Raw genomic sequence first — 25,113 nt, forward strand, 5'->3', positions numbered from 1 at the left:
TATGTGACACAAATTGCGAATTCACCTTACAATATCTGGGTTGAAGGCAAGACGAAAAAGTATCGCGACAGTGCCATATTAATTGAAAAGGCCCTTAAAGATTTTAATCGAGCCGAATTACCACTTACCATCATAGTTGCAGATTCTAAAATGGGATCTGGTGGAATATCATCATATAACCATGACGATGATATAATTTACTATAATAGTTACTATCACAGCAAAACACGAGTCAATCAGATTGTTAATGGAAAACTCTTTGCATCTCAAAACGTATCTGACATCATTCGACATGAGTTAGGACACAAACTGCATTGGGATGCAGTCAAAATTGTGCTAGGCTTATTAGCAATTACCGGCATTTTGCCAGTTAAAAGATTCAATCATGCCCCAGGTTTAATTAATTTCTATAAAAATGGCTGGTTCCCTAATGGCTTCAGCGGTGTCTTCACCACAATGTTAACCGTTAATTCTGCTTTTTTTAGAACAGAACTCATTGATATTACTGCTGGTGAAGCCGAAAATCCACAAAAAGCCATTTCTAGTGCAATCAATACTACTTTATGACGACTGATCATCTTCTTTACTGGCAGCATTGTCGTCATGGCAGCCTTAATTCCTTACAAGGTAGCTGGCGTTACTCAGAGTCCATTCGTTTATGTTTTGGACTTAATCCATGTGCCCTTTGCCGCAAATTCAGGCCTTTACGCTTCAACCAGAATGCTTTGGTCGCTCAGCAATGAAGGAACGATTCCTAAGGCTTTCAAGAAAACTAGCAAAAACGGTGTGCCAACTTTAGCCTTAGTAGTCAGCATGTTAGGTGGAATTTTCGCCTTAATCTCAAGTAAAGTAGCTGCCAGCACAGTTTACTTAGTCTTAGTGTCAATCTCAGGTCTGGCAGTGGTGATCGTTTAGATGGCGATCGCTTTAGCTGAACTTAACTTCAGAAAAAAATTTTTGCGAGATGGTCACCAATTGAATGAATTAAAATATCGTACGCCATGGTATCCGGTAGTTCCATATTTTGCCTTTTTCGCTAGTTTATTGTCTTGTATTTTGATTTGGTTTGATCCAGCTCAAAGAGTCGCCCACTATTATACGATTCCATTTATGGCAATTTGCTACGTGGGACATTATTTATGGCGAAAATTTGATAAGAACTTAGAAACTGTTGAAGAGTAGCTAAATTTAAACTAAAAAACAAGAAAGCAATCAATTCTCTTTTTAGAAGTTGATTGCTTTCTTGTTTATCCGAAACTAAATTTTGATACATTGCTGTTATTACATCATCAGTCGTGATCTGTAAAATTTCTAGATGATCGACAAAGTGTTGCTTACCTTTATAAGTTATTACGTATGATCCTGGGATATCAATAATTTGTCCCTTCTTCATGCGAATAGTACGACCTGTTGATGGATCGATTTAGTGAACACCGCGTTCTACTTTTAAATAAGCAGATTCTGTAATAATGTCAGGTGCCATTTCTGTCTGTGTCATTCCTGATTGCAGACGCAGAGCCTTCAAAGCTTCTCCTATTTTCATTTCCTACTCCAAATGTCTAGCTTTATCCAACGCAGGATCGTGCTTCGGTCGATAATATCGTTTGCCATCTTGGCTGAGCAAAGGCTCGGTAAATTCACCCTTAGGCGTATGCTGCAGGGCATTAGTCACAGCGTAAACAGCCGCATCCAAATCATCAATGCGATGAAGCAGTTCCGCCTCCAGCAATGCCGGTAATTTAGGTGAACCATATTCAAAACGACCATGATGACTAAGCACCATATGTCTGAGCAAAAGTAAATCTTCCGATTCAAGATCCATTTTCATATCTTGTGCTGCTAACATAATTTGCTCATCTATCAAAACTAGGTGTCCAACCAGATTACCTTCAGTCGTATATTGTGTTGCAGCTGGACCTGTAAGCTCTAGTACTTTACCCATATCATGCAAAATGCATCCCGCATAAAGCAGCGATCTATTTACCTGCTCATAATTATCGGCTAAGCCCTTAGCATCCTTTAACATTGAGAGCGTATGAAAAGCCAACCCGCCACGGACTGCATGGTGATTACTCTTTCCCGCCGGATGATCATAAAAAGGTTGATGCCATTTATTAAGCAGATATTTCACAATTTTAGACCAGACTGGATTTTCGATTTGCATAGCAAATTTATTAATCTCGTTTTCCATGTCATCAATTGGCTCAGGAGCTGATTTAACAAACTGATCAAGTTCATAACCTTCTTGCGGACCCACGACACGCAGAGAATATATTCTAATTTGTGGTCGTCCTTGGTATTCTTCTCTTTTTCCATTCAACTCAACAATTGTACCCGTTGAAAAAGTTGCCGCATCTTGATTGTTAGCATCCCAGTAATTGCCCCGGATTTCACCTGAGCCATCGCCAAATTGCATTGCCAAAAATAATTTATTTTTCTTATTCCGACGCAGTTGCGAATTTTTAATCAAAACAACAATGTCCATCTCTTCGCCATCGTTGTAATCTAGCAATCTTTTAAGCATCTTGAGTTCCTTTCGTAAAAGTTAATGGCTTGATTCCAAGTTTATCAACCAAACTGTGCTGAGCAGTAAAGATCAATACTTGATTATTTTCACTAATCTTTTGCAATAACTGATCAATATAGCCGATTCGCTGGTCATCAAAATTAACAAATGAATCATCAATCAAAATCGGCAGATTAATTTCATCTTTAATTTGTTCAACAAAGGCTAGCTTTAAAGCAAAATACAACTGTTCCGCAGTCCCACGAGAAAGATATTTCACCTCGCGCTTTTTGCCATCACTTCTAACTACCGTTAATTTTTTCGCTAATTCAATCTCAACATATCTGCCGCCAGTAAGCAAGGTTAAATATTCTTTGGCAGCCTTGAGCATCTTAGGGAAGCGCTCATTAGATGCTAAATCCAGTGAGCGACTAATCCATTTTGCAGCCAATAAATTAGCCAAATACTCTTCACTAGCTTGAGCAAAATCAGTTTCGGTATTAGCTAAATCTTGCTTAGCTTTAAAGACTGCAGTAGAGTCTGCCAAATTGTCCAGCTGTACTTGCAGTTGGGCTACCTGACTTTGCAAATCATTAATTTCTGCAGTTTTATTGCTAATTCGCCTAGCCAATCCAGATAGTTGATCAGTAAGTTCTGCAGCATTTGTCTGTGTTTTCAACCGCTCCAAATCATCACCTAATGAAGCTTTTAAAGCAGCAATTTGTGTTTTTAGCTTAGTTTGAGCCAGGAAATCTTGATATAGCTGGTCGTATTCCGCCATATTTTTCACATTAGCTTGGGCAAAAATCGCCTTTAATTGTAAACCTGATTCCTTTAAATCTTGTTGATCCTGCTTGACGGTTGTCGTTAAATTAGCCCTTCTTTGCGCCATTTCTTGCTTTTGACTAACCTGATTATCCAGTTCATCTAGTCCAACCAAAACAGCACTAAAATCATTTTCAACAGGCTGTTTTAAAGCATTTTGCACATTTGATGCTAATTGAGCTACATCCTGATTGATCGTATTAATTTGTTCATTATTAACCTGAGCTGCATTTTCCTTAAGCTGATATTGATTTAAGTTAGTTAACACGCTGTTTAGGTTTAAAGTATCAGAGTCTAAACCATATTTTGTTTGAAAAGCTCGCCGCTCCTGCGCTATTAGCTTTCTTTTTTCTAAAATTGCCGCATTCTGCTTAGTTTGATTACTATTTTTTACATAACCAGCTGCTAGAAAAATTAGCCCTGTGATCAAAGCAATTACACCAATCGTACCAAACGTAGCTAAGAAGATAACACCTAATACAGCTAACACACCGCCAATGATATACCATATCTTGTTATCAGTAGCTGCAGCTTGTTGCGATTCAGTATCAGCACTAGGCAAGGCTTGATAATCAGCTTGCAGTTGCTTTAATTGCTCTGATGTTAAATTATACAAACTTTGTAATTCCGGAGTTAAAGCCAGCAATTGCTTTTGTTCTTGCTCTAATTGATCTACTTTTTGTAAACAATTCCGGTATTCAGCCTGCCATTGCAAAAGTTGGGGCTTTTGTTGGATCAATTTCTTTTCTGCCGCAAAATCTGTCTGCTCACTCTCACCCAAATCTTGCAATTGGTCTTCTAGTTTTTGAATTGTCTTTTGCAAGTTGCGGCCTTGGGCCATTAAATCTTGAGCCTTTTGATAATTTTGACTATCAAAAGCCACATCTTTTACCTGCTTTTGTAAATCAAGCAAAGTCTGATAATTGCCCATTTCTTTTTGCAAGTTTTGCAATTCTTGAGCTTGCTTTTGCAATACAGCCAAGTCTTGCATTTGCTTCTTCAATGCGGTGCTTTCTTGCTCAAATTCTTGCCACAACTGTTCATAATCGTTGAACTCATTTTTAGTTTGCGTCAATTCATCCCGTTTGTCAGCCATTTCTTTCAACAAACGATTAACTTCTGGCTTTTTACCAGTCTTTTTAAACAGCTTCCCTGCTTCTTTAGCAAAACTATCACGCAATTCAAGCAATTTGCTCGAATCAGCAGCCCCTAAATAATAAATTCGTTCCAGTAAATCTGTCTGACTTAAGCTGCTAACTTGGCCCAACATCTCTTGATTAAAAATAAAGCTGTCAGCGTAAAAGGCGCCGCCAATATTTTGAATTTGATCAAAAAATAAATTTTCGGGAACAACTTGCCCATCTTTTTTGACAGTTAAAATACCCTTTTTAGTCTTATCGCCCTTGGCATAAAGCCGTTCAAGCTCATATTCACCATCATCTGTCGCAAATACCAAGCTACCACCCATCGGACTTACATGGGCTAGCGGCGTATAGTCTTCAAAAAATGGCGAAAAATTCGACCGCAAATGAAAGCCAAACATGATCTGCTTAATAAAAGCAACAGTAGTACTTTTCCCAGCTTCGTTAGCGCCAAAAAAGACATTGATTTTATCACTGGGCAAATCAAAGGTTTTATTCGAGAACTGCCCAAAGTTAACGATCTTAATTTGTTTCAGTCTCATCCTTAATTCCTTTCAATTTACTCATCAACTTCACTTCAGTTAAATTTTTAACGGCCGCAATAAAGGCTGGATCAGCGGCTAGCTTAGCTGCTTCCGGATCCTTTTTCTGCCAATCACTAACCAGCTTGCTAAATTCTTTTTCAGTAAACAACTCATCCTTAGCAGTCTGAAAAGCCTGTTGATCATTAGCATTTAACTTCAAACTAGTATTTACAACAAAACGCACATCAACTAACTGCGAGTCAAACTGCAAAGATTGCGAAATTGTCTGCCAAAAGTCAGCATCTTGAACTAAATCACGTTCTTCCGCGGTCAAATATTGAGCACCACTAATAGTTAAACTGAAGTATGTCTTTTGCTTAGCTGCAAGGACCACGATAATTTTTGCTTGTAAGTCGGCTTTATTAATCTCTGCTTCAAGCTCTAGCTTGGCTGCTTGCCACAGAATTGGTCCTGTTTCTTTAAATGAAATCGTAGTTTTGCCACTATTTTCATCGATTTCACCCAGATAGCATCCCTTCGCACCCAATTCATTAATATGCCGTCCTTGAATGTTTCCCGGGTAAACAATCCACGATGCAGTGCTCAAATTATTTCTAGCATGAATATGACCTAAAGCAAAATAATCGTAATTTAGATCCTGTAATTCCTTAACCGTAAAAGGTGCATAAACGTTTTGACTAGCTGCCGTCGTCTTCTCCTGTGCATGCATTAAGCCGAAAGTATAATTTTGCCCTTTTTTGGGAAATTCAGGAATCTTATCTTCAGTAATGTGATTATTCAAATATGAAAAACCAACCACATCATAGTTATAACCATTTGCCGTAGTAAATGTAGCCTTTTCTACTATTTCATTACTACCTAACAATTTAAAGTAAGGACTAGGACTAACCAGCAGATCTTCTTGCTTCATATGATCATGATTACCAAAAATCATGACTACTTGAATTTTTGCATCTGTCAAACGCTTAATCTGTTCAGCGAAAAATAGCTGAGCGCGTGGTGACGGCTGACTGCTGTCAAAAGTATCCCCTGCTACTAAAACTAAATCAACTTTTTCACTCAAAGCCAGATCAACGATTTTGGTTAGTGATTGATCAGCTGCTTGATAAATATGGTTAAATTCCTTAGATGGCAAAAAAGATAGCCCACGAAATGGACTATCTAAGTGCGCATCCGCAAAGTGAATAAATTTCATCGCGAATATTAATTTCTAAGATCTTCATAAAGATCATTAATTGGCTTAGTGTAAGCTTTTTGTACTTCACCAAGCAAATCGTACAAACCTTGTTCATTCGTAAGAAGTGAAACAATTTTAGCATTCTTTTGAACTTGATCATTCAAATCCTTGTAAGCTTGTTGGTCTTCAGCTGAAAGTGGTTGACCAGCTTGTTGTGCTTGCATGATCTTATTTTGCAATTCGTCCATCTTCTTGAACAAAGCAGAAGCATCCTTGTCATCTTCAACTGCTTTAATTGCTTCTTGTAACTTCTTATATTGATCAGTTTGTGTTAAATCTTCTGCTAATTTGTTAGCAGCATCATAAATGTTAACCATTGCGGTCCTCCTAAATTTTATTGGCCAAATAAACCTTTAAGGCTATTATACCATTCATTAATTTTCTGTCCTGCAGAACCAATTCCATCCTGAATTTTTTCACCTAAACCGCCGGTCCAATCAGAATTAGAGCCATTGTTTTTGACAATTTGATTAGGCGCTTTTTCGGTAAATTCAGTCTGAGCTGTATACGGCAAAATTCCTTCCATTTCAGCTTTGTATAAACGAGTAATCCCAGTTTCAGAAATGCCTTGCATGTAATGCTCTCGATTAGTCCGGTCAAAGCCAACCCAAGTAGATAATACAATATCCGGTGTATAACCCACAATCCATTGGTCCTTAGTACCAAAGCCGTATGAGTTAGGCACTTCAGTTGAACCTGTTTTACCAGCAACCCGATAGCCATTAGGCTGAGCCGAGCGCCCCGTACCGTTGGTAAAGACCCCCAGCATCATCGTCGTCATTTCCTTAGCAGTATTTTCCGAAATAATTCGGTGACTGCCTGGATTATTGTTTTCAGCTAAAACATTGCCTGAAGCATCCGTAATCTTAGTAATAAAGAAAGAGTTATTAGGTAAATTCCCTTTATTAGCAAAGGCTGAATATGCTCTGGCCATTTGCAGTGGTGATACCCCAGAAGATAACCCACCTAAAGCTAAAGCCAAATTGCGATCACTCTTTGGCACTTTAATGCCAAAGTTTTCCACAGATTGGACACCTTTGCTGACGCCAATTCGGTCAAGCAGCCAAACAGCCGGCACATTTTTACTCTCTTCTAAAGCTTGATACATCGGAATGGTATTAGAATAGCCATTATCGACATTGTGTGGCTCATAGCCGTTCTTGCCAAACTTTTGCAATTTATTCGATAGTTGAGAGTCATAATGATAGCCATTTTGCAAAGCTGGTGCATAAACCGCCAACGGCTTAATTGATGAACCAGGCTGACGCTTCATCTGGGTTGCTCGATTGTAGCCCCGGAAAACATGCTTGCCGCGACCACCAATAATTGCGCGGACCGCACCAGTATTAGGATCCATTGCTACACTAGCACCTTGACACTCAGTACCATCACTTCCGTTTTGCGGGAAAAGCCAGCTTTCATTAAAGGTATCCTGCAATCTGCCTTGATAGTTCTGATTCAAGGTTGTATAAATTTTCAAGCCCTTATTCATCACTTGTTCTTCAGTCAAACCGTACTTGGAGATTGCCTCATCAACTACAGCATCAAAGAAGTAAGGATAACGGTAACCATCTTTATTTTGAAAAGTATTTCTTAAAGTCAAACCTTGTTTTTGATACATCTTAGCTTGCGCTGCCGACAATTTGTGGTTATCAACCATCAAACTCAAGATTAGATTCCGTCTTGCCAAAGCATTTGACATATGGTCGATTGGATTATAAAAACTAGGATTGCGCAGAATCCCTGCTAAAGTAGCAGCTTCACTAGGATTGACTTCACTTGCGTTTTTACCAAAATAACGGCGACTAGCATCCTGCACGCCCCAGACTCCGTTGCCAAAATAGGCATTGTTCAAGTACATCGTCAAAATATCTTTTTTGGAATAAACATGATTAATTTCAATCGCAAAAAAGAGTTCTTCTAACTTTCTTGAGAAAGTCTGCTGCTGCGTCAAAAGTGAGTTTTTAGCTAATTGCTGCGTTAAAGTTGACCCACCACCAGTAACTTGACCATGATGAATCACTAAACTTATTGCAGCCCGAGCCATACCCTTAATACTAAAGCCTGGGTTCTTCCAAAAAGTCCGGTCTTCAGTAGAAATTACCGCATTCTGAATATTAGGTGAAATCTTATCATATTCCACAAACGAACCCTTTTGTGAATACAAAGAGCCCGCTTTTTTGCCCTTATAATCATAAATTGTCGTTGTGGTTGAAAGAGAAGCTTTCAAATTAGCAATGTTCGATGTCTTAACTTTAATTGTATAATAGGTACAAGTTAAGAGCATCAATGTGAGCAGGATTAAAATAATCCAGCGTCCGATAAAGAAGCGACTATCAAAACGATGCCAAGCATCTTTAAAACTGCTTCTTTTTGGTTGGTCGTTATTCATTAAATATATTGCTCCTTTTTAGAAACAAGAAAATTGTACCATATTATCAAAACACCTGTTTATAACTAAATTAGACTTAAGAAATTATTATGAGTTTTCATTTTACACTTTTTTACCCTAAAAATCTTGCACCAACACCAGTTAACGAAGTTTTACGTCAATTATTAATCCCCCGCAAGTGGCGGCATTTTTTGCGTACTGAAAAAAGTATTCAAGTTAATGGCGACTATCGCTACTTTAATCAGAATATTTTACCTGGCGACAAAATTGACCTGCAATTAAATCATGTCGAAAGTGAACAGCAAGCTTATGTACCAAGTGGCAAAATGCCCGATGTAATTTATGAAGATGATAATTTATTAATTATTAACAAGCAAAAAGGTCAGAAGACCCACCCTAATTTAAATGAAACTGACACTGCCTTAAATGATTGTGCCACTTACTTAGGCCAATCTCCCTATATCGTTCATCGCCTTGATATGTTGACGGGTGGTTTACTTTTAGTTGCTAAAAATCCAGCAGTAGTTCCTATTTTAAATCGTGAATTAACCAGCAAAATTTTTCATCGTGATTACCTAGCCCTAGTTAACAACGCTGATCACTTAAGTAATACTGGGACAATTAACGCCCCAATTGGTCACAACCCACTGGATCAGCGCAAACGAAAAATTGATCTTAATGGTCTCAAGGCAATTACTCATTATCAAGTTTTAAAAAGATATTCGAATCAAACAGCATTAGTCAAATTAACTTTAGAAACTGGGCGAACCCATCAAATTCGAGTCCACCTCGCTTCATTAGGAACACCAATTGTGGGTGATCCGCTATATAATCCAAATTTTGCTGGCGAAGATTTAGCACTTGATGCCTATGAAATATCATTAATTAAGCCCTACTCTTTTTCAAAATTAACTGTAAAATTACCCCAAAACAAAATTGAACTGTAAAAAAGGCTTTGACTGCAATACAATCAAAGCCTTTTTTCTATATAAAACCTATTTTTTATCAATTATAATCCGCTGGATCTTTTTTACCCAAACCAGTTGCCTGATCAAGTAAAATTCGTTGTTCATAATGTGCCACATTCAACTTAGTTACCTTAACCATATCGGGGTTAACTGAAACATAATCAATTCCACTTCTTACTAGAAATTCCGTAAACTCCGGATATTCTGAAGGGGCCTGACCGCAAATTGAGATAGTCTTGCCAGCTTGATGAGCCACCTTAATTAAATGTCTAATCGCTCTTTTAACGGCTAGATTTCTTTCATCAAACAAATCAGAAATGACATCGTTATTACGATCGCAACCTAATAACAGCATGGTTAGATCATTTGAACCAATCGAATAACCATCAATAAATTGATCAGCCAAAATAATATTTGCAGGGATTTCAGCCATCATGTAAATTTTAAAGTCTGCACTTCTCACTACCCCATGCTTTTCCATAATCTTGGTCACTTTGCGTGCTTCATCAACTGTACGACAAAATGGAATCATAACTTGGAGATTCTTTAAGCCAAACTCATTGCGAACCTTTTTTACCGCTGCAAGTTCTAGTTCAAAAGTCGCAATATATTTAGGATCATAATATCTAGAAGCACCGCGCCAACCTAACAAATCTGCTGGTTCATGTGGTCCATATTTATCGCCGCCCTTTAAATTACGATATTCACCAGACTTAAAGTCAGAAAAACGCAAAACTACAGGCCGTGGCGCCATTGCCCGCGCTACTTTGCCAATCCCATTAGCTAATTCATTGACTACTCTTTCAGGGTGGCCTGTCTCAATTAAATAGAGCGGATGCTGGTGAATATAAGTGGTCCATAAAAATTCTTCCCGCATTAAACCGATTCCGCCGGCTGGAAGTGAAGCATATTTCTCAGCCAAATCAGGATCACCCAAATTCATCATAATTCTCGTTGCAGTTGGTAGGAAATACTCTGTAGTAACAGATTTATCTGCTGTCTTTTCCACTTTTTTAACTACATCCTTAACAACTCCAACATAAACTACCCCATTTTTGGCATAGACAGTAATTATTTCACCATTTTTTAAAGCTTTGGTTGCTGCTAAGCCGCGACTAGTAGTCCCCACCAGACACGGAATTTACATTTCACGCGAAACGATTGCGACATGACAAGTCATCCCACCGTTATTGGTAATAATTGCCGCAGCCTTTTTCATCGCCGGTACCCAATCAGGTGATGTCATTAAAGTTACTAGAATTTCACCTTGCTTGAATTCATTAATATCTTTTGGATCATCGATAATATGGACCTTGCCTGAAACGATTCCCGGTGAAGCTGGCAAACCTTTTAACAGTACTTGATGGTCAGTCGTTACTTCTTCAGTCACCTCTGCTTCTTTTTGCTTCTTCTTCTGTGACCAAACTGTTTCTGGTCGTGCTTGAACTAGCCATAATTTATCATTCTGATCGAGCGATCATTCCATATACATGTAGCAACCATAGTGTTTTTCAATTTCTTTAGCATAACCCGCTAATTCAATAATTTGTGCATCAGTTAAAGCTGGCGCATCAACTTTATCTGAAACTACTTTTTGCTCGATTGTTCCGCCAGATGGCAATCTAATTAACTCAACTGACTTTTTAGTCACCATCTTGTGGACAATTTTCATTGTATTTTTATCAACAACATAATTATCCGGCGTAACTGTGCCTGACAATCAAAATCGTATCATCAGTATGAGTCGCATCAATAATCTCAGTAATTGCTTGCTCCATTCTTTTCTCTACATGTGTATCTGGCTCCATAGCCGCATTAATCCGGCTAAAACCACGCCGCCAAGGCAGCATGAATTCATCCTGACCTTCATATTCACCATGCGACTTTTCATGTAAATCAAATATCCGCGTATAAGGCATTTGCTGATTAGTTATAATTTCAAGCGTATCACTTGCTCTTTCCTGTTTTGAACAAAATACAGCATCGAAGCTAATCTGCTTTTGCAAAAATATTGTCGAACGGCTTCAGCTTGTGCTTTTCCTAACTCTGTTAAAGGAGAATCACAAGTGCCTTGAATTTTATGGTGGACATTGAACAAAGTTTGTCCATGTCTTACCAAGTATATTGTTCTCATTAACCTGCTACTCGCTTTCTCTTTCTCACATATCAATTGTGAACAATTTTATAATACCATGCAGTATAGGAAAGCGATTCAAGTTATATATTAATAATATCTAAAGCTATATACCAATATTGTGAAATTGAGATTAAGAAGACTGATTTTTTCGATAAAAGCAGATAATATATTGCAAAATGTCTTGTTAAGTATTGCTCATATTTGGATCGGTCTAATTTATTAAATTGCTGGAAAATTAGAGAATTATGATGATTACAGCTAATCACCAATTTAATTTAAGTATTTTAAAATTATTTAAAAATTAGTGTTTTTTAATGCTAATTTCTTGCATTTTTTTGCTAAAAACTATATCTATTTTTTGAGTTAAGAGTATAATTTTTGGTTGTACTATTTTTCATTTATTTTTTCTACTAGAGGAGAAGAAAGTAATTATTATGGAACATACTTGGTTAATGAAATATTGTGCGGAATTTTTCGGCACAATTATTTTAGTCGTATTTGGTAACGGTTCAGTTGCTAACTCAGTATTACGTGATACCGGTGGTAATAGTCGTGACGGTCAGGCCAATGGTGGGTGGCTCTTGATCGCCTTCGGCTTCGGTTTTGGGGTAATGTTACCAGCGATGTTATTTGGTTCAATCTCAGGTAACCACTTGAATCCTGCTGTAACTTTAGCTCAAGCTTGCGCCGGTGCCTTCCCATGGGATCAAGTCGTACCTTACATCTCGGTCCAAATGCTTGGTGCTATTGTCGGTCAGCTTTTACTAGTAGCAGTATACTGGCCTTATATTAAGAGAACCACTAGTGACGATGCTGTATTCGCTAGTTTTGCTACTGGTGACACAGCACACAGCAAATTAAACGGTTTTATCACTGAGTTCGTCGGAACCGCTATTCTTTTATTCGTAGCTGTTGGTCTTTACCGCGGCATGTTCTTTAAGCAATCGATAGATATAGCCAATATCGGTGTAGGTTTCTTGATTACCGCTTTAGTTATGGCTGTTGGTGGTCCAACCGGTCCTGCACTAAACCCAGCAAGAGACTTGGGTCCGCGAATTGTCTATGCCCTTTGTCCATTGCCACACAAAGGCTCAGCTCATTGGGACTATGGCTGGGTACCAGTGGTAGCACCAATTGCCGGCGGAATCTGTGGTGCATTATTATACAAGATTGCATTTGGATTATAGAAAAAGATCGATAATCTTCGTTAAAAACGTTGATCATCGATCTTTTTATTATCTACAAATTTTCATTAGTCCTTTTCTTCAGTTACTTTAGCTTGTTCCTTTTCATACAACATCTTATCGTAACTACGTACAAATGGAAGATATACAAAGAAGGATACTACCAAAATTATAGCTTGCCAAATAGCAACTTTCCAACCACCGATTAAAAATCCAGAAATAACTGGTGGCGTAGTCCATGGCACTTGTACACCATTCAAATATGGCAAAACACCTGCTTTAATTAATAAATAAGTTGAACCTGCTGAAAGTGGTGGCATGATGAAGAATGGAATAGCTAACATTGGGTTCATCACGATTGGTAATCCAAATAGAACAGGTTCATTAATATTAAAGATTCCTGGAACCAATGCCAGTTTACCGATACTCTTTAATTGGGTTGACTTAGCCATAAATGTCATAAAGACTACCAAACCAATAGTCATGCCGGCACCGGTAACTGTTGAGAATTGATCAAACAACCCCTGAATAACAATGTGGCCACCGTGAGCAGCATCAACGTAACCTAATTTCTTAAAGATCGCAGCATTTTCAAGAGCATTGGCACTCAAAATTGGTCCTGCAATACCACCAACTAAAGTAGATCCGTGTACACCAAAGAACCAGAAGAATGGTACCAATAATGTTAATAATAAAATACCACCAAATGAGTCAGTTACACCCTGTAATGGAGTTTGAATAGTAGTGTAAATCCATTGAGTTAAAGTTGTGTGTGCTACTTTATCAAAGAAAATGTAAACTAACAACCACCATACGGTTAAAACAGCTGATGGAATCAAAGCAACAAATGAGTTAGCAACTGCTGGTGGAACTTGATCTGGCAACTTAATTGTAATCTTCTTTTTAACAAACCAAGTGTAAATCCAGCCAGTGATTAACCCTACAATGATAGCGGCAATCATTCCCTGGCCGCCAAGCCAAGTACGATCGATGAAGCCAATCAATAAATTTGGAGCTTTAGCAGCGGAAATAACAGTTTTAGTGCCATCTTTAACTGGAGTGGTTGAATTCATAATAATTAAAAATCCAACAAAAGCGGTCATTCCTGCTGGCAGCCCTTCAACATGTTCATTTTTTGCCCATGTATAAGCAATACCAACAACCGCAAATACAGCTACAATACCAAATGAAGCGTTATATGCTTGATTCCAATATGGAGTTAAGCCCATTTGATTCATCCAATTTGCTACTGCTGGTATTGGAAATGAAGCTAACAGTAAAAATACTGAACCTACCATGATAAATGGTAATGATAAAACCATTCCGTCTTTTAGCGCCTTTATTGCTCTAGTATTAATGAATTTCATGATAGGAGGTAAAATCTTTTGATTAATAAAGTTTTGCATAAGTATCTCCCCTCAATACTTTTTTATTTCGCTTACATTTACATTCTATGTAAGCGCATTCGATCAATCAATACTTTACAGTTACTTAGGAACATTTACGGCACTATGCTTTATGTATCAGGAATGGCACACACTGTTTCATAATATATCCGTTATATGTTATCTTATATTTAAGTTATAACTATAAGGAGAAAAACTATGGCATTTTTTGGTTTTAAAGATTTATCTTCATTATCTGATATTGATCTAGCTATTTATCGCTATGTTACTCAAAATTCCGATAAAGTTGTTTACATGCGTGTTAGAGATATTGCAAATAATGCTCATGTTTCTAGCTCTTCAGTCATGCGTTTTATTCACAAAATTGGTTTTAGCAGCTTTCCAGAATTTAAAGCATATCTTCAAAATAATGATTTATCCGCTAAGCCTAACCAAAACGAATTTCATTTTGTCGATGAAAACAGCTTCCCGAAAGATATCGTATCCAAATTAATGATAGTCGCTAATACTATTTTTCAATGTGATAATGTTACAACGCTAGGTATGGGGGACTCTGCTTTTTTAGCTGAATATGCGGCACGCAGAATGGCATCACTTGGCCTTAATACCACTCCTGTAACTGATCCTTTTTATCCTTTACATGCTAAGTTAAGAAACACAACTAATAACGTTATTATTTGTTTTTCTGTTTCTGGAGAAACAACGGAATTAATAGAATTAATCAACGAATTTGTAAATGATGAAGATGTTAAAATTGTATGTATCACTAGTCAAGAAACTAGTACTATTGCTCAAATGAGTCGCTATGTTCTAAATTATTATGAATATACTCATCGTTTAAACAACCACTATGATTTGTCTTCACAAGTTCCTGTTATGTACATTATAGAAAGCCTAGATCATATTTTAGAGAAAAAATTATCACAGTAAAACACCCTGTGCCAATCCTGAAATAAAATACTATTTTTTATCATCATACCTAAACTCCTAAGTTCTCTTACTTAATTGCAATCGATTTCATATAATGCAATTAAGTAGTTAATAAAGGAGTATTTTTATGACTAAAACTTTAAACGATAATTTCTTATGGGGTGGCGCCGTTGCCGCTCATCAACTTGAAGGTGCATACAAAGAAGACGGTAAAGGGATCTCTATAGCTGACATTATGACTTTAGGCGATCGTGAGCATCCCCGTGAAATTACTAAAACAATCGAAAAAGATAAATACTACCCTAATCACGTTGGAATCGACTTTTATCATCATTACAAGGAGGACATCAAATTAATGGCCGAGATGGGCTTTAAAGCCTTTCGTACCTCTATTGCTTGGACTCGCATTTTTCCTAATGGTGATGAAGATCAACCTAATGAAGCAGGACTTAAATTTTATGATGACTTATTTGATGAGTTGTTAAAATATCATATCCAACCAGTCGTTACCCTCTCTCATTTTGAAATGCCTTATCATTTAGTGACTGAATATGGTGGTTGGTCTAATCGCAAATTAATTGATTTCTTTGCTCGGTTTGCTCATATATGTTTTGAACGTTATCACAATAAGGTCAAATATTGGATGACTTTTAACGAAATTAATAATCAAGCTAATTACGAGGATATTGGTAATGTATTAAAGAACTCTGGTCTGCTATTTAAAAATGGCGATGACAAGGAAAAGATGATGTATCAGGCATCCCATTATGAATTAGTGGCCAGTGCTCAGGCTGTTCAAATCGGCCATGCCATTGATCCATCTTTACAAATCGGTTGTATGCTCGCCTTTTGTCCTATTTATCCCGCTTCTTCTAAACCTGAAGATGTTCTTTTTGCTCAGCGGGCAATGGATAGTCGCCTCTATTTTGGCGATGTTCACGTCAATGGCAAATATCCTAACTGGCTAAAAGCTTACTTTGAACGCAAGAATTATAATTTAGATATTACTGATAATGATTTAAAGATCTTGAAAAATGGTACTGTCGATTATATTGGTTTTTCTTACTATATGTCTTTCACGGCGAAATATACCGATCATATGGATTATCGCGAATACCAAGACTTAGTTCCTAATCCTTATATTAAGACTAACGATTGGGGGTGGGCCATTGATCCTATGGGGTTACGCTACTCTATGAATTGGATGACTACTCGCTGGCACAAACCTTTGTTTATCGTAGAAAATGGTCTGGGCGCCTATGACAAGATGAACGCTGACCATCAAATTCACGATGACTACCGCATTAAGTACTTCCGTGATCATATCAAGCAGATGGAAAAGGCAGTAATTGATGACGGGGTTGATTTAATTGGTTATTTACCTTGGGGATGCATCGATTTAGTTAGTGCAAGTACTGGAGAAATGAAGAAGCGCTATGGCTTTATTTATGTTGATGAAGATGATCATGGAAAAGGCAGCTTTAAACGTTATCCGAAAGATTCTTTCTACTGGTACAAGAAGGTAATCGCCTCTAATGGTTCTGATTTAGACTAAGAAACAGAAAAAGATCAATAATCAAAATTTTTTCAACTAAGATTATTGATCTTTTTTCAATCTTATTTAAAATTCAAACAAGCGATGATTAATGATTATTCTAAATTCGCGAGCTTTTTCATCAGCTAAGCAACTAGCTACTAGCGGCTCATAGCTTCTCTTTTCTTCATCAAATTGATCTCTTTCCGCATCCAAATCTTTAAAGACCTCATCTGGTAATTTATCAATTGGAATCTTAGCAGCCTTGGCTAATTCATCAAAGCCAACAACTACTCCATCCTGCAAGACATCATCATCTTTACTTTCGTTATATTTCTTTACCACCAACTTTATAATGGCTAAAGTCTCAGGCTTTAAGTAACCTAATGAATCAAAATCAATTACATAATCATCCATTGTTTTTCCATCCTTTCGTGAAAAACCGATTTTTCCCTTTTAGTATGGTGCCTTTTTCGAAAATAACCAAGCAATATGACTTGTCATTATAATATTCCACGTTGTAATGCCATAAAAATGGTAATAATTAACAAATCAGCACTACCACCCAGACTATAATTTTTCTCTTTAAAAATTGGGTTAAGCTCTAACATAAAATGTTTTCCAGCTTGAGTACCATAGCCACCTAATGCCAAATATTTTTTTGCTTGATTATGTGCCCATTCAACTACTTCAATATTACCCGCTCTTTTAATTAAATTGGAATCTTCAATCTCACTAACAATTCTCATTAATGTGTCCAATAATCGAACATTTAGTTCCCCATGGGTTTGAGCCAAAAATGGCAGTGCCACATCCCTTACCAATGGATAACCTGCTTCTGCTTCCGCTCTAACGCCGCCTTTACCATACTGCAAAAATTGTTTTTCACCAGCAGTGTCTTTCTTCTTACCCAGATCACGCTCAACTAAGCCCTTGGTCATCTGCTGGATCACTTCAAATTCATCTTGATGGCTATTTTGACAATAGCTACTAGCACAGACAAACAAGCCTAACGAAAAAATCGCGCCTTTATGAGTATTTACACTATTTGTAGCAGTAAACATTGCTTCTTCTGCCTTAATGCCAGCTTGACGCAATTGTTCAAACATTTGCCGCAAATCCTGTCCACTAAAATCTGCGCCAATCTTAGCTGCTTGCCGAAAATAAGATTCCAAGCTCAAACTGCTATCAATAAACAGATACACGTTCATATCAGGATGAGATCCCACGTCAACTGGATCCACTAAGCCCGGCTTAGGATTGGTAACAACTTCATAAAGTAATGCTTTTACTGCATTTTGCGTGATTTCTTCTACTGCCATTTTTACCCCACTTCTAAAATAGCTAAACTAATTTTAACACGATTATCCTTTCACCTAATTTTAAAAAATGACACAATAATATTAGGAGAAGAGAAAAAGATTTATGAAATCAGATCAATTTAAAAGTTATCAAATAGCCGACATTGGCGATTATCTAAAAGTATTTGCCTGTAGCGCGGTAATTTCACAGCCAATCATGTCGTTGGTCATGGGCGTGGGACAGCCAATTCATAGGCAGGACATTTTTGGCATTTTGTATAATTTAGTCAAATATACGGCTCCCGCCTTTATTTTTGGTATTTTGTATACTACAATTCGCACCAATGATGAAAAAGGTAGTTTTTCATATGCAAAACACATGCGGGCAAACTGGTTTAACCTTTTTGTTCCTACTATTTGGTGGACGTTAATCTACCTAGTAGGAATGCCATGGCTGCAACAAGTTAATCATTTTAACAATCTTGGTTCATTCTGCTGACAATTCATTAATGGGAACGCCGCCCCGCACTTGTGGTATAACACGATGATGTTGCAATTCATCATTTTAATGCCGCTTTTCTGGGGATTAAGTCGTTATGTAGGGCACAATTTAACTCGGGGCCTTTGGGCTGCAGTAATCACTTTTGTGCTCTATTTTGCTTGGCTTTGGTTCTATGATTACAATGTCTTCCACGGCATGCATAAACATGACTGGTATTTACTCGACCGGATTTTTATTTCATTCTTCATCTACGGTGTGTACGGAATGTTAGCTTGGCAATTGCGAGGACAGTATAATCAATTGGTCACAAAGTTTTGGTGGTTAATTACTATCGCATTTATTGCTTGTTTCATCTGGACAAACATTGAATTACAAAAGTTTGGTCATCCGATTAACTTTAATAATGCACCATATTACAAGCCATCAATGACTCTTTACTGTCTAGCAGTAATTGCGCCGATTTCCACTTTTTGCCTGCACCAAGTGAGAAAGAATTCCCAAACTAGTTTAAAAGTATTCCACTTCTTGGCTATTAACCTGGATCTTATCATTTACGTCAGCTTACTGTTTACACATTTGGTGGACGAAGGCGAAAAGTTTAATTGTAAAATAAAAAAGTTTGCTCTATTTTTTGGAGAGCAAACTTTTTGTTAATCGTCAATTTCATATAATTCTTCTGCTTCTAGCAAAAAGTCTTTCATGAATGGCAAAGAAAATGCCACTTTGCCATATCCTGCATCAATGATTACCTGACTATCCATTAATCGCTGCCGATATTGCGAAACATAATTTGAACTTTTGCCCATTTGCTTGCGAATATCACTTATATTAACAATATTTTTATCATTATGAGCCATAATAAATAAAAATTTTCGATCGACCGGCGACAATTCAGAGATAATCTTGGTATAAGCATTACGAAACAGATCATTTTTAAACGATGGGATCGAATTTTCGATACTTTTATCGGTTACTTGATCAGTAGAATTCTGCCAAACATGATAACCCAAGTCTTGAAATGCATAAGCATATCCCTTAGTCAGCTTAGTCATTTTCATTAAGGCAGTATTATCAATCTCTTTATTGCCTCTTTCAAACGCTTTTTGATAGCGATACTTAATATTAAAAAGATCAAGCGGACCCAGTGGTACACGTCCACTTCTTAGGAGAAAAGTTAATACATCATTATTTTGAAGCTCAGAAACATTCTTAGGTAAGCCGGTCATCATCATGTTAATTGGATATTTCCTCAACACCATAATTTGATAGATAGACGCCAAATTAACAATCTCAGGTGTTTCCTTAACTTCATCTATCGCTATCAGTAAAGACTGGTTATGCTCTTTTAATACTTTTAGCATTTCTTCAAGTAACACTTGATAAGTAGATTGCGGATTAGACATATGAACTTCCAATTCAAAGCCAAAAGCCGAAAATTTCACTCCATCAATTTTGTTCAACGCCTTTTTTACTGGATTCGCTGCTTCCTGATAAATACTTTGAATGAGCGTAGCAAGCAAATCGCTCGTCATAGCTAAGTAAATAACGATCCAATTATTTTTCTTTTCTAAAGTTGAGGTAATATCAGCAAGTAATGAAGTTTTACCAACCCCGCGCATCCCATAGATCATTGAAGTTTGATAGGGTCCGGTGCCACTTTCAAGTGATCTTACTATATCTTCTACTATTTTTTGTCGCCCCAAATATATTTTGGGAACTTTGCCAAAGTTAGGGTCAAATGGATTCGTTATTTCAGACATAATTGATGTTCACCTATTTTCATTATTTTAGTTGTTGGCTTTAATTTTATATCTCTTTAGATCTTATGTCCATTTTTATATCTCTTTAGATCTTATAGTTATAAAAAATGCTCAAAAAATTTTGAGCATTACCATTTTATGAGTTATCGAAAAACTATCTCATTAATAAAAATTTATATAGTGGCATTAACTGAATTATCTTATCTTTTTGCTGAATTTCAGCCTCTTCACCATGAGTAACGATTATTAAGTTTTCAACTTCATCAAAATTATCAGCTAATTTAATTAGGTTCCCAACTTCACGTTCTTTTGACGTATCATTCACTTCCCATGCAACTTGAATTGCAGTTTTACTAGCTGGTACATAAAAATCAATATCTATCCCTGTCTTTTGAGATTTTAAATAAAATAAATTCTCTTGATATTTATTATGCAACTTGATCGCAACTAGATTTTCTAGTAATGCTGGCAATTTATCCAGATAAAACAAATTTAAAATGCCATTATCTGTAAAATAATACTTTGGGCTGCTTTCACGCTCACTAAATTTAGCAAAATAATTTTTGGTGGAAAATAACAAATATGCATCCTTAGCGTAATCGATATAATCAATAATCGAATTGCGACTTACCGTACTAATCACATTTTTTATATTTTTATACAAAGTTGCATATGAAACTTGGTGCATTACTGTATCGGCAATTTTTCTAAGTAATAATGAAATCGTCTTTTCATTACGAATCTTATTGCGGACAATGATATCAGCTAAAAATACATTTTGATAAATACTTGTTAAGTAATTTCTCTTGTCTGTTAAGATAATAGATTCTGGCAACCCACCATAACATAGATATTCATTTGCGGCAGCACGAATTTGGCCATTATTAACTGTATCCAAGACGGATAATTTATCATGTGGGATTTTTTTAGCAGTTAAATATTCTGTAAAACTAAAAGGTGCCACATATTTGGTCATATATCTTCCACCCAGCCGCAGAACAATATCATGACCCAACACCTTAGAGTTACTACCGGTTAAATAAACACTTTCACCTTGATCTGCTAAACGACGAGCAAATTTTTCCCAGCCAGCAATATTTTGAATTTCATCAAATAAAAAATAATGCTTCTTAGTTGTTAATTGATTGGCTGCAATTAAGATATTATTACAATCAGCTAATTGAAAACCATCTAGTCGTTCATCTTCAAAATTCAAGTAAACAATTTGTGACCAATCCACATTTTGTTTATCTACTAAATCCTGTGCTCTTTTAAATAATAGCGTTGATTTGCCAGCCCGCCGCAAGCCTACTAACACATAATTCAAACTATCTTCAAAATGATAATCACGAGGAATGATAGCAATACTTTTAATATTTTTTTGACCTTCAAGAATAAGTGCCGCAAGTAAATCTGGATTCATATTTTGCTCCTATATAATTATATTGATCAAAATAATTATAATTTTGTTTAGTATATTAATCAAATATTACATATTTAAAGTTAATATATTTACAAAATAAAAAATTCAGCTTTCGCTGAACTTTCTTTTATCTCTTCTTCGGTACAAACACAAGAGCCAAGAATAACTTAATAATTATCAAAATTAGTAATATCATAAAGGTCCATTTAGAACTGACTGCTGTACCATTACCTACATGATTATTCTGCGCTAGCGCAATCAAAGTCCCAGCTAAAGCAGTCCCCACTGCACCTGAAAACTGTTGCAGCGTATTAAAAATCGCATTACCTTGTGCGTGGCTAGCTTTACCTAAAGTAATCAAACCGCTAGTCATTAAACTGCCAAAGCACATCCCGTATCCGCCATAATAAAGAACATATAACAATACAATGGCAAGATTGCTTAATGGTGCCAAAACATTCATCAAAATTAAACTAGTCAAACTAGCAATTATTCCTATAATAATCGGCAACCGCGCGCCTTTTTTATCAAGCAGCTTGCCCGCTAAGGCCGCCATTAACGCATTAATTACCGCACCGGGAAAAGTAACCCAACCGGCTAATGAAACGGAACCATGATTGACAGCTTGGACATAGATTGGAAAGATAAAATCCAAAGCTAGCGTCGCAATTTTGGCAAAGCAATAAGCTATTAACTGCATGCTAAAACGTAAATTTTTAAACAGTTGCGGACTAATCAATGCTGCTTTATCGGACCAAGATATTTTGAGCCAAATTAATAAACTAATAATTCCTAAGATTAAGAAGCCCCAAACTCGGATTGAGAAAAATGAATATTTAGCAATCCGTGTAAAGCCCAGCATTAAACAGACCAGCCCAATAGCCAAAGATAGCCATTGCACATACTTGAACTTCACTTTTTCAAGCGGATTAATCTGCCGAATTGAATAGCTTCCCGTAAATAGACTCAAGATAAGTCAACTACCCCAGAATAAATTCTGGGGCTTGGTGGCTGGCTCGTTAGCTTGCGCTAACCAGAACACCAACTTGCTTAGATACGGACTTGACTTACCAACAATAATCTTTTGACTATTGCCGATAGAGGTCGTCTAATTACCAAAGCCTTTTGAGTCCGCAAGTTGCTAGCGGACTGCAGCCTAGCTTAGGCTGCTTTTTTTATTTTAGAATTCTGCCAGTTGCCTAAGCCTTTTTCTAAGATGTTTACTGCCGCATTCCAATCACGGATATGATGCGTTTGACAGATTGGACAAGTCCATTCTCGATCCTTAAGCGTTAATTTCTTATAACCGTTTTGTCCCATAATACTGCCACATTGATGGCATCTTTGGGTGGTGTACTTAGGATCAATTGTTTTGAACTCTTTGCCATATAGGTCTGCCTTATATGCCAGCATGTTCAGAAAACTGCGCCAGCCAACATCAGAAATAGCTTGAGACAAGGCATGATTCTTTAACAGGTTCTTGCTTCTTAATTCCTCGGCAACTACTAAATCGTGGTTTTTGATTAGTGCAGTTGAGAGTACTTGCAAGAAGTCATTTCGCTGTCTGCGAATCTTATCGTGCAGTTTAGCGACTGCTAGACGCTGTTTTTGATAATTCTTGGCTAAGCGCAAATTGCGTCCCTCTTTCTTAGCTCTGCGCTGCCTGCGAGACAAGACACGTTGGGCATGGGCAAGCTTCTTTTTGGTTTTGCGATAAAATCGTGGATTAGCCACCATTGCTCCGTTAGATGCTGTTAAGAAATTATCAAGATTGAGGTCGATGCCAATTTGACTCTGCGTCTTAGGCAATTCCTTAACAAAGGCAATATCGCTGCCTAGTTGCATTGATAAGTAAAACTGGTCGTCAGCGGTCTTTTTAATCGTGACTGTGCCAATTCTAGTTGGGATATGATTAAGCAAACGCTCTTTAATCAATTTTCTAAAGCTGGCAATGCGGACAACGCCTAGCTTAGGCAATTTAACGTGCTTAGCATCAATAAATCTAGCTGTCCCGTTATCAAGAAAGGCTTCTGTCTGTTTAGGATACTGACAGTTGGTCTGATATGACCAATCACTACGTTTTTTGTGAAAAGTCGGAATTCCATGACCAAGCTTGCGATAGTTGTTCCAAGCTTTCTGATAGTTTTGAATCGCATTGGCAATAGCGAGACTGTCAATTTCTTTAACGCGTAAAAAGCTATAGGCATCGCGAATGTTCTTTGGCTTAGCCAATAACTCATTATTGGCGACTACTTCTTCTGCTAGCTTAGTCTCATAATTATTAAGAACAGAAAAGGCAAAAGGCATTACTTGATATTGTCTAACAGCTAAGTAGCCCTTAGCCCGATAATTGTTCCGATTACGTCCTACATAAGAGTTGTAGACAAAACGCTGAGCATCATAATTTAGCTTGATGATTTTCTTTTGTTTAGAACTAGGATAAAAGCGTACTTTCAAGCCAAAATGGTAGGCTAAACTGCTCATTCTCTTCATGTGTTTCACCTCCTTCTGTAGATTAGATATTTATATTTTACAGGAAAGTCGAACATATGTCTTCATTTTTTAATAAAAAAAGCTGACCATTAGGTCAGCTTGGCCCTATCCATCCCCGCATTAAAATACGGGGAATTTCCGGGCGTTTTTCATTAAAAATAGCGAAATAATGAAGATCCAGCGCCAATTAAGTGCATCGGTAATCATTCCGCCAAAAACTGGCCCTAAGGCAACGGCACAGGCAGTAATCATAGTGCCGATTCCCATCATAAAGCCTAGTTTTTCTTTAGGTACTTCAGCCAAGATAATATTGTACATTAACGGTAAGCCAATCCCCGTGCCGACTCCTTGCATTGCCCGTCCTAATAACAATAAATCAAAGCGCGGTGATAAAATATCGATGATTAGCCTCAAAGTAAACAAAAGAACTCCTAGAATAAAAATTTTCTTAGTCGAAATTCTTAATCTAATCTGTGAACTAATCGGTACGATAGTCGCAATTACCAATAAGACTAGTGTGTTTACCCACTGAACTTGATCAGTGGTAATCGAAAATTCTTTAATTAACGTTGGAAAAGTAACTGTCGTGGCTGTTTCATCCAATATTCCTAAAAATGAGAGCATCCCTGCCGACAAAATCGCTAATACCAAGCGTGGCGTAACTTTTTAGCCATTTTCCATCTTCTTTTCTAAATAACTTCAATGCTTTTGATATCATTATACTGTTTGTCGACTGCCGTTCACAAAAAAATGGCTCTATAATTTTTCCTGTTGATGACTTATCTATATGATAAGCTGTTAACAGGATTTTTTATTGCAAAAAAGAGG

Annotated in this window: 18 protein-coding genes and 4 pseudogenes; 6 read left to right on the forward strand and 16 right to left on the reverse strand. The window is 37.0% G+C overall.

What is annotated here, in order from left to right:
* Positions 1–330 precede the first annotated feature (330 nt).
* Positions 331–1,182, forward strand: a pseudogene (locus tag Q0Y84_RS03910) (amino acid permease); the annotation flags it as partial.
* Positions 1,183–1,423: 241 nt separating this feature from the next.
* Here Q0Y84_RS03910 and Q0Y84_RS03915 read toward each other — a convergent pair.
* Genes Q0Y84_RS03915 through Q0Y84_RS03940 form a run of 6 tightly spaced genes read right to left on the reverse strand, consistent with a single transcriptional unit; the run spans position 1,424 to position 8,647 of the window.
* Positions 1,424–1,543, reverse strand: a complete 120-nt coding sequence (locus Q0Y84_RS03915; RefSeq protein ID WP_297951110.1) for a helix-turn-helix transcriptional regulator — start codon at positions 1,541–1,543, stop codon at positions 1,424–1,426.
* 3 nt (positions 1,544–1,546) lie between these two features.
* The gene (locus Q0Y84_RS03920; RefSeq protein WP_297951111.1) at positions 1,547–2,524 is read right to left on the reverse strand and encodes an HD domain-containing protein; all 978 of its coding nucleotides are present in this window, start codon (positions 2,522–2,524) and stop codon (positions 1,547–1,549) included.
* A complete protein-coding gene (locus tag Q0Y84_RS03925; protein ID WP_297951113.1) occupies positions 2,517–5,015 on the reverse strand; it encodes an AAA family ATPase in 2,499 nt (832 codons plus the stop codon). Before Q0Y84_RS03925 ends, Q0Y84_RS03920 begins: the two co-directional genes overlap by 8 nt.
* Positions 4,996–6,213 carry a DNA repair exonuclease gene (locus Q0Y84_RS03930; protein ID WP_297951115.1) on the reverse strand — a complete coding sequence of 406 codons (1,218 nt, stop codon included), beginning with the start codon at positions 6,211–6,213 and terminating at the stop codon, positions 4,996–4,998. Before Q0Y84_RS03930 ends, Q0Y84_RS03925 begins: the two co-directional genes overlap by 20 nt.
* 8 nt (positions 6,214–6,221) lie before the next feature.
* The gene (locus tag Q0Y84_RS03935) at positions 6,222–6,572 is read right to left on the reverse strand and encodes a YlbF family regulator (RefSeq protein ID WP_297951117.1); all 351 of its coding nucleotides are present in this window, start codon (positions 6,570–6,572) and stop codon (positions 6,222–6,224) included.
* Positions 6,573–6,589: 17 nt separating this feature from the next.
* Complete coding sequence (locus tag Q0Y84_RS03940; RefSeq protein WP_297951119.1) at positions 6,590–8,647, reverse strand: PBP1A family penicillin-binding protein; 2,058 nt, start codon at positions 8,645–8,647, stop codon at positions 6,590–6,592.
* 89 nt (positions 8,648–8,736) lie between these two features.
* On the opposite strand from Q0Y84_RS03940, the gene Q0Y84_RS03945 reads away from it, so the two are divergent.
* Positions 8,737–9,594, forward strand: coding sequence for an RluA family pseudouridine synthase (locus Q0Y84_RS03945; RefSeq protein WP_297951121.1), 858 nt, complete (start codon positions 8,737–8,739; stop codon positions 9,592–9,594).
* A gap of 58 nt (positions 9,595–9,652) precedes the next feature.
* Here Q0Y84_RS03945 and ppsA read toward each other — a convergent pair.
* Both ppsA and Q0Y84_RS03955 read right to left on the reverse strand, forming a co-directional pair.
* Positions 9,653–11,335 (reverse strand): annotated as a pseudogene (gene ppsA / locus Q0Y84_RS03950) (phosphoenolpyruvate synthase); the annotation flags it as partial.
* Positions 11,331–11,749, reverse strand: a pseudogene (locus Q0Y84_RS03955) (histidine phosphatase family protein); the annotation flags it as partial. The pseudogenes ppsA and Q0Y84_RS03955, both read right to left, overlap by 5 nt.
* Positions 11,750–12,186: 437 nt before the next feature.
* Between Q0Y84_RS03955 and Q0Y84_RS03960 the strand changes: the two are divergent.
* Positions 12,187–12,939, forward strand: coding sequence for an MIP/aquaporin family protein (locus Q0Y84_RS03960; protein WP_297951123.1), 753 nt, complete (start codon positions 12,187–12,189; stop codon positions 12,937–12,939).
* Positions 12,940–13,004: 65 nt separating this feature from the next.
* Here the strand turns inward: Q0Y84_RS03960 and Q0Y84_RS03965 are convergent, their stop codons facing one another.
* Positions 13,005–14,342, reverse strand: coding sequence for a PTS sugar transporter subunit IIC (locus Q0Y84_RS03965; protein ID WP_297951125.1), 1,338 nt, complete (start codon positions 14,340–14,342; stop codon positions 13,005–13,007).
* 198 nt (positions 14,343–14,540) lie between these two features.
* Here Q0Y84_RS03965 and Q0Y84_RS03970 point away from each other — a divergent pair, with 198 nt between their 5' ends.
* Both Q0Y84_RS03970 and Q0Y84_RS03975 read left to right on the forward strand, forming a co-directional pair.
* On the forward strand, positions 14,541–15,272 hold the full coding sequence (locus Q0Y84_RS03970; RefSeq protein ID WP_297951127.1) for a MurR/RpiR family transcriptional regulator: 732 nt from the start codon (positions 14,541–14,543) through the stop codon (positions 15,270–15,272).
* A 127-nt stretch (positions 15,273–15,399) separates the two neighbouring features.
* A complete protein-coding gene (locus Q0Y84_RS03975; protein WP_297951129.1) occupies positions 15,400–16,827 on the forward strand; it encodes a 6-phospho-beta-glucosidase in 1,428 nt (475 codons plus the stop codon).
* A 66-nt stretch (positions 16,828–16,893) separates the two neighbouring features.
* Here the strand turns inward: Q0Y84_RS03975 and Q0Y84_RS03980 are convergent, their stop codons facing one another.
* Positions 16,894–17,223: a hypothetical protein gene (locus Q0Y84_RS03980; RefSeq protein ID WP_297951131.1), complete on the reverse strand. Its 330-nt coding sequence runs from the start codon at positions 17,221–17,223 to the stop codon at positions 16,894–16,896.
* A gap of 86 nt (positions 17,224–17,309) precedes the next feature.
* Positions 17,310–18,128, reverse strand: a complete 819-nt coding sequence (locus tag Q0Y84_RS03985) for a triphosphoribosyl-dephospho-CoA synthase (RefSeq protein ID WP_297951133.1) — start codon at positions 18,126–18,128, stop codon at positions 17,310–17,312.
* Positions 18,129–18,231: 103 nt separating this feature from the next.
* Here Q0Y84_RS03985 and Q0Y84_RS03990 point away from each other — a divergent pair.
* Positions 18,232–19,222, forward strand: a pseudogene (locus tag Q0Y84_RS03990) (acyltransferase family protein).
* Positions 19,223–19,259: 37 nt separating this feature from the next.
* Here the strand turns inward: Q0Y84_RS03990 and Q0Y84_RS03995 are convergent.
* The 5 genes from Q0Y84_RS03995 to Q0Y84_RS04015 form a co-directional block, all read right to left on the reverse strand.
* Positions 19,260–20,369 (reverse strand): ATP-binding protein, encoded by a 1,110-nt coding sequence (locus tag Q0Y84_RS03995; RefSeq protein ID WP_297951135.1) that lies wholly within the window; start codon positions 20,367–20,369, stop codon positions 19,260–19,262.
* A 154-nt stretch (positions 20,370–20,523) separates the two neighbouring features.
* Positions 20,524–21,792, reverse strand: coding sequence for an ATP-binding protein (locus Q0Y84_RS04000; RefSeq protein WP_297951137.1), 1,269 nt, complete (start codon positions 21,790–21,792; stop codon positions 20,524–20,526).
* Between the two features lie 127 nt (positions 21,793–21,919).
* The gene (locus tag Q0Y84_RS04005; RefSeq protein WP_297951139.1) at positions 21,920–22,762 is read right to left on the reverse strand and encodes an MFS transporter; all 843 of its coding nucleotides are present in this window, start codon (positions 22,760–22,762) and stop codon (positions 21,920–21,922) included.
* Between the two features lie 191 nt (positions 22,763–22,953).
* Entirely contained in the window at positions 22,954–24,285 is a 1,332-nt protein-coding gene (locus Q0Y84_RS04010; RefSeq protein WP_005728901.1) for an RNA-guided endonuclease TnpB family protein, read from the reverse strand.
* Between the two features lie 120 nt (positions 24,286–24,405).
* Positions 24,406–24,936: an MFS transporter gene (locus tag Q0Y84_RS04015; RefSeq protein ID WP_297951159.1), complete on the reverse strand. Its 531-nt coding sequence runs from the start codon at positions 24,934–24,936 to the stop codon at positions 24,406–24,408.
* Positions 24,937–25,113: the final 177 nt, after the last annotated feature.

Source organism: uncultured Lactobacillus sp. (assembly GCF_947367125.1).
Taxonomy (GTDB): domain Bacteria; phylum Bacillota; class Bacilli; order Lactobacillales; family Lactobacillaceae; genus Lactobacillus.